Here is a 12,555-nt window from a genome sequence, read left to right as displayed (position 1 = left end):
GGAGCATTGCGATGAGTACTGAAGACAAACGCATACGCGAACTGGCGCATCAGATCTGGGAATCTGAAGGTAAACCCCATGGGGAAGACGCGCGTCACTGGGACATGGCGCGCAAGCTCGCTGAAGCCGAAGCGCTGACGCCGAGCAAGCCCAAGCCAGCCGCCAAACCGAAAACCGCGGCAAAGGCCAAGCCACCGGCCGCCAGCAAATCGGCTCCGCCGCCCGCTAAAAAGCCCCCGGCACCGAAAAAGCCCAAGCCATAAGCCCGGCGACTTCATAAGCCTCCTTCCGGCGCCGCTGGCGGGAGGTGATTCAATTTTTCATAACATTCGCTGAATCATCATCAGCACGGCCCCGTTTGGCCTGAAAAAAGACCCTTGCAGGAGCAACTCAATGAGCAAACCCGAAAAAAGCCAACCGATGCCGGAAAAAGAGCCGTCGCGGATTCGTGAAGGTTTGCCCTTCCCTCTCGGCGCCACCTGGGATGGCCTGGGCGTCAACTTCGCGCTGTTCTCGGCCAACGCCACCAAGGTGGAATTGTGCCTGTTCGACGATTCCGGCGAAGTGGAGCTGGAACGCATCGAGCTGCCCGAATACACCGATGAAACCTTTCACGGCTACCTGCCCGACGCCCACCCCGGGCTGATCTACGGCTATCGCGTGTACGGTGCATATGACCCGGCCAACGGGCATCGCTTCAACCACAACAAATTGCTGATCGACCCCTACGCCAAACAGCTGGTCGGCGAACTCAAATGGTCCGAAGCGCTGTTCGGCTACACCATCGGCCACCCGGACGACGACCTCAGTTTCGACGAGCGTGACAGCGCGCCCTTCGTGCCCAAGTGCAAGGTCATCGACCCAGCGCACACCTGGGGCAATGACCAGCCGGTGCGCGTGCCGTGGGACCGTACGATCATCTATGAAACCCACCTGCGCGGCATCAGCATGCGGCACCCTTCGGTGGGCGAGGCCGTACGCGGCACTTGCGCCGGGTTGATGGAAGATGACGTGCTCAAGCACATCCGCCAGTTGGGCGTGTCGTCGGTCGAACTGTTGCCGGTACATGCCTTCGTCAACGACCAGCACTTGCTGCAAAAAGGCATGACCAACTATTGGGGCTACAACAGCATCGCGTTTTTCGCCCCCGACCCACGCTACCTGGCCAGCGGCAAGATCGCCGAGTTCAAGGAGATGGTCGCGCACCTGCACGAAGCCAAGCTGGAAGTGATCCTCGACGTGGTCTACAACCACACCGCTGAAGGCAACGAACGCGGCCCGACCCTGTCCATGCGCGGTATCGACAACGCCTCCTACTACCGGCTGATGCCCGATGACAAACGCTTCTACATCAACGATTCCGGCACCGGCAACACCCTGGACCTGAGCCACCCGTGCGTGCTGCAGATGGTCACCGACTCCCTGCGCTACTGGGCCACCGAGATGCACGTCGACGGCTTCCGCTTCGACCTGGCGACCATCCTCGGCCGCTACCGCGACGGCTTCGACGAACGCCACAGCTTCCTCGTCGCCTGCCGCCAGGACCCGGTGCTGCGCCAGGTCAAAATGATCGCCGAACCCTGGGACTGCGGCCCCGGCGGCTATCAGGTGGGTAACTTCCCGCCGGGCTGGGTTGAATGGAACGACCGTTTCCGCGACACCGTGCGCTCGTTCTGGAAAGGTGATGACGGCCAGTTGGCGGACTTCGCCGGGCGCATGACGGCCTCGGGTGAGATGTTCAATCAACGGGGTCGCCGGCCTTACAGTTCGGTGAACTTCATCACCGCCCATGACGGTTTCACCCTGCACGACCTGGTGTCGTACAACGACAAGCACAACGAAGCCAACGACGAGAACAACCAGGACGGCAGCAACAACAACCTGTCGTGGAACCACGGTGTCGAAGGCCCTACCGAAGACCCGGAGATCAACGCACTGCGCCTGCGCCAGATGCGCAATTTCTTCGCCACGCTATTGCTGGCGCAAGGCACGCCGATGTTGGTGGCCGGTGACGAGTTCGCAAGGACCCAGCACGGCAACAACAACGCCTACTGCCAGGACAGCGAGATCGGCTGGGTCAACTGGGACCTGGACGATGACGGCAAGGCGCTGCTCAAGTTCGTCAAACGCCTGATCAAGCTGCGCCTGGCCTACCCGATCCTGCGCCGTGGACGCTTCCTGGTGGGCGATTACAACGAAGACATCGGCGTGAAGGATGTCACCTGGCTCTCGCCGGACGGCACCGAAATGACCACTGAACAGTGGGAAGACAGTCACGGCCGCTGCCTCGGCATGCTGATGGATGGCCGCGCCCAGGAAACCGGGATTCGTCGCCCCGGCGGCGATGCCACCTTGCTGCTGGTGGTCAACGCCCACCACGACATGGTCAATTTCCGCCTGCCGCCGGTGCCGGAGGGTCAATTCTGGACCTGCATGCTCGACACCAACGAGCCGGCGGTACGCGGCCAGGAACGCTTTGACTTCGAGCACGAGTACGCAGTGACCGGCCGTTCACTGTTGCTGTTCGAACTGCAGCACGACGACGAGGTGTGAAATGGCGTTGCATGGATTTCTTCAAGGCAACCGGGGCTATGCGGATACGCAAGCCCTCGGTGATGCCCTGAAGGCCCTTCAGGAAGAAGGCCTGGACCAGTTGCCGTTGCCCGGCAGCGGCCAGACCCTGCAGCGATTCAGCCGTTTGGCGCAGGTGGCCGGGCACGACTTGCGCCTGTGCAAGTTGTTCGAAGGCCATACCGACGCCTTGGCGATCATTGCTGAACTCGACAGCCCCTTGCCGCCTTTGGGCAGCACCTGGGGCATGTGGGCCGCTGAACCGCCGACGGCCAGGGTGCGTGTACGGCGCAATGGCCAACGCTTGATGCTGGACGGGCGAAAAGCCTGGTGCTCCGGCGCAGCGGTGGTCAGCCATGGGTTGTTGACGGCCTGGGATGAAGAGGATCGTCAGCAACTGGTGGCGGTGGAAATGCATCAACCTGGGGTCACCGTGACCGAGGAGGGCTGGAATGCGGTCGGGATGGCAGCCACGGGCAGTGTCGAAATACTGTTCAACGAGGCCAGCGCGATTGCCGTCGGCGGGCCGGGTGATTACCTGGCCCGCCCCGGCTTCTGGCAAGGCGGGATCGGGATTGCGGCCTGCTGGTATGGTGCCGCACAACGTTTGGGTGAAGCGCTGCGTGAGCAATGCGCCAAACGTCCCGAGCCCCACGCCCTCGCCCATCTCGGCTCGGTGGACAGTGCGTTGAACAGTGCGGCTTGCGTCCTGCGCGACTGCGCCGAACAGATCGACCTGACGCCTGAGGCCGATGCTTGCCAACTCGCCCAGCGAGCGCGAGCAGCCATCGAGGAAACGGTTGAACAGGTGATCCGCCATGTCGGTCGCGCAGTGGGGGCCGGGCCGTATTGCAAAGACCCCCACTTCGCGCAACTGATGGCGGACCTGCCGGTGTATGTGCGGCAAAGTCATGCCGAACGAGACCTCGCCACCCTCGGCGAACAGGTCGCGAGCGACCCCACAGTGAGGTGGCAGTTATGAAACCCAATCCGATTGTCGGCCAGGGCACGCCGCTGCATCAGTGGCAGGCCTCATCCCATATGGCCGAACTGGAAGAGGTCAGCGTCGAACAGCTGGTGCCAGAAGGTCATCGCGCGGTGATCATCGCGCCGCACCCGGATGATGAAGTGCTCGGTTGCGGCGGGCTGTTGCAAGGCCTGGCGGCGCTGGGTCGGCCGATGCAGTTGATCTCCGTCACCGATGGCAGCGCCAGTCATCCGGGCTCGCGGCGCTGGCCGGTCGAGCGGCTGGGCGTGGTACGCCCGCAGGAGTCCGCCCAGGCCCTGCACCGGCTCGGTTTGCCGCTGCACAGTCTGCAATGGTTGCGCGCCGGCTTCAGCGACAGCCAAGTGGCCGCGCGCGAGGAACAACTGGCGACGTTTATCCAGCGTTACCTCAAGCCCACCGATGTGGTGTTCACCACCTGGCGTGAAGATGGCCATTGCGACCATGAAGCCGTTGGCCGCGCCAGCGCCAAAGCCGCCCAGGCCGTGGGGGCCACCCTGTACGAATTACCGGTGTGGACCTGGCACTGGGCAACCCCGGAAGACAGCCAGGTGCCGTGGCACCGCGCGCGCAAAATTCCCCTTACGCCCGAGGCCGTAGCCCGCAAGCGCCATGCCATCCACGCGTTTGCCAGCCAGTTGGAGGGAGACCCGCAAATAGGCCTGCCGCCGGTGCTGGCGCCCTATGTGGTAGAGCGCTTGCTGCAACCCTTTGAGGTGGTGTTTGTATGAGCGTGGCGACACTGTATTTCGATGAGCTGTTTGCGGGCAACGATGACCCCTGGGCCTTCCGTCAACGCTGGTATGAACGGCGCAAGCGCGCGCTGACCCTGGCCGTGTTGACCCGCCCGCGCTACGCCTCGATTTTCGAACCCGGCTGCGCCAATGGCGAACTCAGCGCCGAACTGGCGCCGCGCTGTGACCGCCTGGTGTGTTGCGACACCGCGTCTGCGGCCGTCGCGCTGGCGAAGACCCGCCTGCTGGGATATGCCCATGCCGAGGTGCAACAAAGCCGCCTGCCTGAACAATGGCCCAGCGGCCGCTTCGAGCTGATCGTGCTGAGCGAGGTGTGCTACTACCTCGACGCCGACGACCTCTGCGACTTGATCGACCGCGTCGTCGCCAGCCTGACCGACGACGGCCAGGTGCTCGCCTGCCATTGGCGCCCGGTGATCGACGGCTGCCCGCAAACCGCCGAGCAGGTGCATGCCTTGCTCGACCAACGCCTGGCGATGCCCCGCGTCGTTCAGCACCACGAAAGTGATTTCCTGCTCGACCTGTGGAGCCGCGACGGCACCACGGTTGCCACACACGAGGGCCTGCGATGATCGGCATTCTGATACCGGTACATAACGAAGAAGCGCTGTTGGCCGAGTGCCTGGAAGCCGCGATAGTTGCCGCCAGCCACCCTGGGCTGCTGGGCGAAGCGGTGCAGGTCCTGGTGGTGCTCGACAGTTGCAGCGACGCCAGTGCAGCCATCGCCCAGGCCTACCCAGTGCAGAGCCTGGAAGTGCAGGCGCGCAATGTCGGCCATGTGCGCGGCGTGGGCGCGCGGCACTTGTTGAACCAGGGCGCACGCTGGATTTCATGCACCGACGCCGACAGTCGCGTTGCACCGGACTGGCTGGTGGCGCAACTGGCGCTGGGCGTCGACGCGGTGTGCGGAACGGTCACGGTGGATGCCTGGAGCGAAGACTTTGACCCGGCGGCGCAGATTCGCTATCACCAGGCGTATCACGCCCGTGACGGTCATCGACATATCCACGGCGCCAACCTCGGCGTGAGCGCCGGGGCTTATGTGCGCGCCGGCGGGTTCGAACCGCTGGCGTGCCATGAAGACGTGCAACTGGTGCGCGACCTGGAACGCTGCGGCGCCTCCATCGCCTGGAGCCACACGCCGCAGGTGGTCACCAGCGCCCGCCTGGACTGCCGCGCAGAGGGTGGATTCGGCGATTACTTGAAGAGCCTGATGTCGGCCGTTTAAAAAATCAAAGTTCCACGATGTGTAAACATGGAATCCTTGACTATGCTGAGGACGCCTTGCTGGTAATCCAGGGTTGGAATGCCGAGCAATCGCTGCAGCGGAGTCTGTGGCGGATACAAGAGAGTCGTCCCGCCAACGGGCACGACCCCGCATCTTTTGACAAGGACGTGACCCCCATGAAGCCCGCTACCCTGAGCGACGCTCGCCGCCGCCCCGCGCAAATCTGGAACAGTGCCCCGCAGATAGCGCAAATCCCCGCTATTCATCCCTCCTCGCTGGCGCCACCGGGCGCGCGCGTGGTGATCATCGCGCCTCATCCTGGCGATGAAGTCCTGGCCTGCGGCGGCTTGCTGCAACGACTCAGCACCCTCGAACACCCTCTGCTGCTGGTTTCCCTCACGGATGGCAGCGCCAGCCATCCCGGCTCCAATGTATGGCCGGCGAGCCGCTTGAGTGTGGTACGGCCCCAGGAGAGCGTCGAGGCGCTGCGCCGCCTGGGGATGCCGTTGCACAGTTTGAAGTGGATTCGTGGCGGGTTTCGCGACAATGCCCTGCCCGCCCATGAGCAGGCGATAAGCCAATTTATCGCGCGTTACCTGCAACCCGGCGACGTGGTATTCACCACCTGGCGGCACGACGGCAACGACGACCACGACGCGGTCGGCCGTGCGACCGACAAAGCCTGCAGCCTGGTGGGCGCGCACGTGTATGAATTGCCGGTGTGGGCCTGGCATTGCCCGGCACGGGAAGGCGCGATGATTCCCTGGCACCGAGCACGCAAGGTCCGCCTGGATACCTGGACGGTTGCGCGCAAGCTGCACGCCGCCCATGCCTATGCCAGCCAATTGGCCGGCGACCCGGAAATCGGCCTGCCGCCGATGCTCGCACAGGTGCTGCTGGAGCGGATGCGCGAGCCCTATGAGATCGTGTTTGCCTAGGGCGCCACTCGTCTATACCTGTTATTTCTCACAGTAGCGGGCTGCCGGATGTACGTCTAAGGTGCAAACAGCCTGGACCTGTTGAGGTCCAGTCGAGAAAGCCATGCCAACCCTTTGCATTGGCCGGTGTTTTCAGATGCAGGTAACCCGTCGTCCCTGATCCGTATCGTGCTCGTTGTTGCCATGGTCTTGACCGTGCCTGTCGCCAGGCACCGGATGGATAGGTCGCATCGAGCGAGGAAGGATCATGAGCAAACGACTCCCCCCCCTTGCATGCCTGAGTGTGGCCGTTGCGACAGCGTCCTGGCTGACCCTCTACCCGCATGCCGCACAGGCCTGCCCGCTGACCGTCACCGCCGGCGATGACGTGATTAACTGCAACAGCGGCGCTGCCGGCAATCTCATCGACCTGCAAGGTAGCAACAGCCTGATCTTCTCCTCCGGCAACGGCAGTGTGGTTGGGGTGTCCTACGGCGCGGGCAACGACTTGATTGAACTGAATACGCCGGCTGCCGTGATTGGCGCAGGTGGTGTTGGCATGGGCGATGGCGATAATATTTTCCGGCTCTTTCAAGGAACGGTCCAAGCGACGGTGTTACAGGGAGCCGGTGCTGATGTTGTGCAAATAAGCGGCGGGCAAGCCAGGGCGATTATTCAGGGGGCTGGCGCTGACCGTTTTTCCATGAGCGGCGGCACCATTACGTCTCTGGCCCAGGGCGACAATATTGACCAGTTCACCATGAGCAGCGGCACGATCACCGGGGCCTTCGAAGATGGCGACCGTGCGTTGATGAGCGGCGGCAGCATCGGCCGCGTTGACATGAAACTCGACAACAACCTGTTTGATATGCAGGGCGGGACCATCATCGGCAACCTGGTCGCAGGCTTTGGCAACGACACGATCCTGGTCTCGGGCACCAGCTATATCGGCGGCAATATCAGCGTCAGCGGCGGCACCGACAACATAACGATCACCGGCGGCACAGTGAACGGGCAGATTCTTGCCAGTGTCGGCAATGATGAATTCTTCTGGATCGGCGGCGGCCAGATCAACTCGTTTGTGCTGATGGGCGGCGATAACGACACCGCGCTGCTGCAGAACCTGACCGAAGCCATCGTGGCGCCCACGCCGCTGGTGGACGGTGGTTTGGGCGTCGATACGCTGACCTTTGACAACACCAAAGTTGCCACACCAGAACGCTATACACACTGGGAAACCGTGCACCTGCAGAACGGCTCGCAAGTGACCCTCGGTGGCACCTTTACCCTCGGCGATACCGGTACGGGCACTGGCACCATGACCCTGGATGGCAGCAGCACGTTGCTCGTCGGCACAGGAGTGATCAACCCCTTTACCGCCGGCCAGCTCGCGACCTTGAACAACGGCGGCCTGATCGACATGACCACCGGCAGCGCCAGCGCTGGCGACACTCTGACGGTCAACGGCACCTACAACGGCACCGGCGGCAGGCTTGCGCTACAAAGTGTGTTGGGCGGTGACGGCTCGGCCAGCGATAAACTGGTGATCAGCCAGGGGACGATCCAGGGCACCACCGGCATCAGTGTCACCAACCTCGGCGGCAGCGGCGCAGAGACTGCCGTGGACGGCATCCAAGTGGTTCAGGCGATCAACGGGGCGACCGGGGCTGCCAGCAGCTTTACGCTGGCACAACCGGTGTCTGCCGGCGCCTTCAGCTACTACCTGTTCAAGGGCGGTGTCAGCGCCAACACCTCAGAAAATTATTACCTGCGTTCCACGGTGCCGGTAACCCCTCTGCCGGGCGTGGAAACCCCTATTGGCGTGTCACCTGTGCCGGCGGACGAAACCCCTCCTCTACGCCCTAACCCGGGCATCCGGCCGATCCCGATTTACCGCCCGGAAGTGCCGATTTATGCGGCCTTGTTCCCCGCCGCGCAACAAATCGTCCAAGCCATGCTGGGCACCTACCACGAACGCATGGGCGACCAGAGCCAACAGCAGAAGACCGGTGCATTTCCAGCGGGTTGGGGCCGGGTTTATGGCAACAGCAGCCGCCAGGGTTTTGCCGGCAGCGTCAGCCCGACACTTAACAGTTCGGTCACCGGCTTCCAGGTCGGCAGTGATGTGTACGCCAGCATCAACGACAGCGGTCAAGTGCAACGCGCCGGTTTTTTTGTCGGGCATAGCACCCTCAAAGGCAGCGTCAACGGTTTCCACAGCAGTTGGGAGAACCTGGACGCCGGCAGCACCACCTTGCGCGGTGACAGCCTGGGGGTTTACTGGACGCTGATCGGCGCCAACCAGGCCTACCTCGACCTGGTACTGATGGGCACGCGCTTCAACGGCAACAACGAGTCGGACCGTGGCGTGAAAATGAAAACCCGCGGGCACAACGTCACCGCGTCCGCCGAGGTCGGCTGGCCGTTCCCGCTGACGAACAACTGGGTCGCCGAGCCGCAGGCGCAGGTGATCATCAGCAAGACCAAGCTGGATTCGCAAAACGACGGTATTTCAGACGTGTCCTATGACGCCGACACCAGCGTCACCACGCGCCCGGGTCTGCGCTTGCGCGGTGACTATCACGTGCACGGCATGCCGTTGCAGCCCTATGCCCGGGCCAATATCTGGCACACCAGCGCCGGGCAGGACACCGTCACGTTTAACGATGTCACCGACATCGACACCGAGCAGAAATCCACCACGATGGGCGTGAGCGTCGGCGCCACGTTGAAGGTCGCCGAGGACATCAGCCTGTACAGCGAAGTCGGCTATGACCGCAACCTGGACAGCAACACGTTCAACGGTCGCAAAGGCACCGTGGGCCTGAGAGTGGAATTCTGAAGGCTACGCCAACAGTGCCCCACCCCGTTGCCAATCATCGTTGGCGGTCGGTTTTCTCAGGGGCAAATGACTGAGGCCAGAAACGGTAACGCACCTGTGAAAACTGGTACGCAATGCCCAACCAGATAAACCAGGCCGGCATCACGCAGAGCGCCAGGCGCGTGTCCGGCCGCAACGCCAGCAGGCACAGCACAAAGGCGAGGAACGCCAACGAAAACCAGGCCATCGGCACACCGCCGGGCATCTTGTAGGCGGATTGGACGTGCAGGTCGGGGCGTTTTTTGCGGTAGGCGATGTAGGACGCCAGGATCGTCGACCAGGTAAAGATCACCAGGATCGCTGACACCGTCGATACGATGGTGAAGGCGGTCATCACTTCCGGCACTACAAACAGCAACACCAGCCCCAACAGCATCAGCAAGGTCGTGAACGCCAGGCTGATAAACGGCACGCTGCTCTTGGACAGGCGCCGGAAGATCCCCGGTGCATCACCCAGGTCCGCCAGGCCAAACAACATGCGGCTGGCGGAAAACACCCCGCTGTTGGCCGACGATGCCGCGGAGGTCAGCACCACGAAATTCACGATCCCCGCCGCTGCCGGGAAGCCCGCCACCAGGAACAGCTCAACGAACGGACTCTTGCTTGGCGACACTTGGTGCCACGAGGTCACCGCGATGATGCACGCCAGGGCCAGCACGTAGAACAGAATGATGCGCAGCGGTATCGAGTTGATCGCCTTGGGCAACGTCTTCTCCGGTGCGCGGGTTTCTGCGGCGGCGGTGCCGATTAATTCAGTGCCGGCAAAGGAAAAGATTGCCATCTGAAAGCCGGCAAAAAAGCCGAACAAACCGTTGGGGAACGCCGCCTGCTTGTCGAGCAAATGGCTGAGCGAAGCGGTCACGCCGGTGGGCGAAACGAACGAGCTGGCAATCAGCACCGCGCTCACGCCGATCAAAGTGACCACGGCGATGATCTTGATGATCGCAAACCAGAACTCCACCTCGCCAAACAGCTTGACCGTCAGCACATTCAACGCGAACAGCGTGAACAGCATGCCGACGGCGGGCATCCAGGCCGGTACATCCGGGAACCAGTACTGGAAGAACCCGCCGACCACCACCGCATCCCCCACCACTGCCACACTCCAACTCAGCCAGTACGACCAGCCCAGAAAGAACGCCGCACGCGGCCCCAGGTACGCACCGGCAAAGTCAGCAAAGCTCTTGAAGTTGAGGTTGGACAGCAGCAGCTCGCCCATAGCGCGCATCACGAAATACACGAAGAGGCCGATGATCATGTAGATCAGGATGATCGAGGTGCCGGAGAGCGCGATGATCTTGCCGGAGCCCATGAACAGGCCGGTGCCGATCGCACCGCCCATGGCCATCAGCTGGATGTGGCGGTTGCTCAGGGTGCGTTGCAACGCAGGCTTTTCACAAAGCCCGGGCGTGGTTGTTTTCATCACAAAACCTCTTGTTATGTTTTTGAGTTTTGGCAGAAAAAAGAAACGAACGTTTTTGTTGTTGGGGATCAGGCGGTCTTGCTTTCAAACCCGTGCAGCACGTTGACGGCATTGATGCCGATCTCGTCGACCATGTAGCCGCCTTCCATCACGAACAGCGTCGGCACACCGACGCTGGCGATGATCTCGCCCATGCCGAGGAAGTCGTCGCTGTCGAGCAGGAAGTGGCTGATGGGGTCGTCCTTGAAGGTGTCGACACCGAGGGAAATCACCAGCACCTCTGGGCCGAAGCGGCGCAATTGCTGGCACGCATCGATCAGCGCGGTTTTGTAGTGGTCCCAAGTGGTGTGCTTGGGCAACGGGTAATTCAGGTTGAAGCCTTCCCCCGCACCGGCACCGCGTTCGTGGCCGGCGCCGGAAAAATAGGGATAGGACACTGCAGGGTCGCCATGCAGTGAGACGAACATCACGTCCGGGCGGTCGTAGAAAATATTCTGCGTGCCGTTGCCATGGTGGAAGTCCACGTCCAGCACCGCGACGCGCCGGGCGCCCTGGGTGATCGCCTGTTGCGCGGCAATCGCGGCATTGTTGAGGTAGCAATAGCCGCCCATGTACTCACGGGCCGCGTGATGACCCGGCGGACGGCACAGGGCGAAGGCGCTGTTGTGGCCTTCGTCGATCAGGGCCAGGCCGGTCAGCGCGATATCCGCGCTGGTTTTCACCGCCTCCCAGGTGGTCGCGGTAATCGGGGAGCCGGCGTCCATGGCAAAAAAACCCAACTTGCCGTCGATGAACTCCGGCACCTGCGCATTGGCCAGGTCACGCACCGGCCACACCAGCGGCAAGGCGTCATGACTGCGGCCGATGGCGGCCCATTCGGCCCACGCGGTTTCGAGGAACGACACATAGCGTTCGCTGTGCGCATTGACGTAGCACGCGCGGTCGAACGTGCGCGGCACGATAATATCGCCCAACCCTACGTGCCTCACGCGGTCACGCACGGTGTCGGCGCGGCTCGGTTGTTCGAACGAGGGTTTGAGCACGCCGTCCTTCAATTCGGTGCCATGGTGCAAACGGTGGGCATCACTGAAAACAGTCAACATGGGGCTACATCCGCCAGTAAAAGACAGGCTCTATTTTGTTCTGACGGAGCCGGGCTTTCTTTGCTTTTACTTCTCTGACTGGTAGCGTTATCGGGAATATTTACCTCAATGGCGCTCATTAATGAAAAATAAAACCAAGCAGGTCGCTCTCGACGACACGGATCTCGCCATCCTCGCCCTGCTGCAGGAAGACGCGAGCATTTCCAACGCCCAATTGAGCGAGCGACTGTCCCTGAGCCTCACGCCGTGCTGGCGTCGGCGCAAACGCCTGGAAGAAGAAGGCGTGATCAAGGACTACCAGGCCAACCTCGATCGCAAGATGCTGGGGCTGGAGATCATGGCGTTTGTGCATGTGCGCTTTGCGATCCACACCGACCACGCGCCCGACGCCTTCGAGGCAGTGGTGAAAGACCTGCCCGAGGTGCTGGCCTGCCACAAGATCACCGGCGATGCGGATTACCTGTTGCAGGTGCTGGCGGAAGACTTGGACAGCTACAGCGAATTTGTCGAAAGCGTGTTGCGGCGGCAGTTGGGGATTGCGTCGATTCAGTCGAGCCTGGCGTTACGGGAAGTGAAGGCGACGAGCCGGGTGGCGATTCCCAAGAGGGATTGAAGGCGACGCAGCAACCCCAATTCCTGCAGGGATAGCTAAACGCCACATCCCTGCAAAT

11 protein-coding genes are annotated in these 12,555 nt (G+C 62.2%); 9 read left to right on the top strand and 2 right to left on the bottom strand.

All coding sequences use genetic code 11. From position 1 onward, the window contains the following. Positions 1 to 11 precede the first annotated feature (11 nt). The 8 genes from ACR52_RS24425 (at position 12) to ACR52_RS24390 (ending at position 9,319) form a co-directional block, all read left to right on the top strand. The gene (locus ACR52_RS24425) at positions 12 to 263 is read left to right on the top strand and encodes a DUF2934 domain-containing protein (protein WP_048730347.1); all 252 of its coding nucleotides are present in this window, start codon (positions 12 to 14) and stop codon (positions 261 to 263) included. A 157-nt stretch (positions 264 to 420) separates the two neighbouring features. Beyond that, entirely contained in the window at positions 421 to 2,553 is a 2,133-nt protein-coding gene (glgX, locus tag ACR52_RS24420) for a glycogen debranching protein GlgX (RefSeq protein ID WP_406955761.1), read from the top strand. 1 nt (position 2,554) lies between these two features. After that, on the top strand, positions 2,555 to 3,553 hold the full coding sequence (locus ACR52_RS24415) for an acyl-CoA dehydrogenase family protein (protein ID WP_048730342.1): 999 nt from the start codon (positions 2,555 to 2,557) through the stop codon (positions 3,551 to 3,553). Then, positions 3,550 to 4,308 (top strand): PIG-L deacetylase family protein, encoded by a 759-nt coding sequence (locus ACR52_RS24410; protein WP_048730340.1) that lies wholly within the window; start codon positions 3,550 to 3,552, stop codon positions 4,306 to 4,308. The genes ACR52_RS24415 and ACR52_RS24410 overlap by 4 nt, the downstream gene beginning before the upstream one ends. Further along, positions 4,305 to 4,904 carry an SAM-dependent methyltransferase gene (locus ACR52_RS24405; RefSeq protein WP_048730337.1) on the top strand — a complete coding sequence of 200 codons (600 nt, stop codon included), beginning with the start codon at positions 4,305 to 4,307 and terminating at the stop codon, positions 4,902 to 4,904. The genes ACR52_RS24410 and ACR52_RS24405 overlap by 4 nt, the downstream gene beginning before the upstream one ends. Further along, positions 4,901 to 5,560, top strand: coding sequence for a glycosyltransferase (locus tag ACR52_RS24400; protein ID WP_048730335.1), 660 nt, complete (start codon positions 4,901 to 4,903; stop codon positions 5,558 to 5,560). The genes ACR52_RS24405 and ACR52_RS24400 overlap by 4 nt, the downstream gene beginning before the upstream one ends. 176 nt (positions 5,561 to 5,736) lie before the next feature. Beyond that, positions 5,737 to 6,498 carry a PIG-L deacetylase family protein gene (locus ACR52_RS24395; protein WP_048730333.1) on the top strand — a complete coding sequence of 254 codons (762 nt, stop codon included), beginning with the start codon at positions 5,737 to 5,739 and terminating at the stop codon, positions 6,496 to 6,498. 247 nt (positions 6,499 to 6,745) lie between these two features. Continuing rightward, on the top strand, positions 6,746 to 9,319 hold the full coding sequence (locus tag ACR52_RS24390) for an autotransporter family protein (protein ID WP_048730331.1): 2,574 nt from the start codon (positions 6,746 to 6,748) through the stop codon (positions 9,317 to 9,319). A gap of 34 nt (positions 9,320 to 9,353) precedes the next feature. On the opposite strand, the gene ACR52_RS24385 is transcribed toward ACR52_RS24390, so the two are convergent. Together ACR52_RS24385 and ACR52_RS24380 are read right to left on the bottom strand one after the other, a co-directional pair. Next, entirely contained in the window at positions 9,354 to 10,781 is a 1,428-nt protein-coding gene (locus ACR52_RS24385; RefSeq protein WP_048730329.1) for an amino acid permease, read from the bottom strand. Between the two features lie 68 nt (positions 10,782 to 10,849). Next, on the bottom strand, positions 10,850 to 11,884 hold the full coding sequence (locus tag ACR52_RS24380) for a histone deacetylase family protein (RefSeq protein WP_048730327.1): 1,035 nt from the start codon (positions 11,882 to 11,884) through the stop codon (positions 10,850 to 10,852). 121 nt (positions 11,885 to 12,005) lie between these two features. On the opposite strand from ACR52_RS24380, the gene ACR52_RS24375 reads away from it, so the two are divergent. Continuing rightward, positions 12,006 to 12,497: an Lrp/AsnC family transcriptional regulator gene (locus ACR52_RS24375; protein ID WP_048730325.1), complete on the top strand. Its 492-nt coding sequence runs from the start codon at positions 12,006 to 12,008 to the stop codon at positions 12,495 to 12,497. Positions 12,498 to 12,555: the final 58 nt, after the last annotated feature.

Origin of the sequence: Pseudomonas fildesensis, from assembly GCF_001050345.1 — a bacterium.
Lineage (GTDB): Bacteria > Pseudomonadota > Gammaproteobacteria > Pseudomonadales > Pseudomonadaceae > Aquipseudomonas > Aquipseudomonas fildesensis.
The sequence above is the reverse complement of the archived record's forward strand: the minus strand, read 5'-3'. Positions and strand labels throughout refer to the sequence as shown.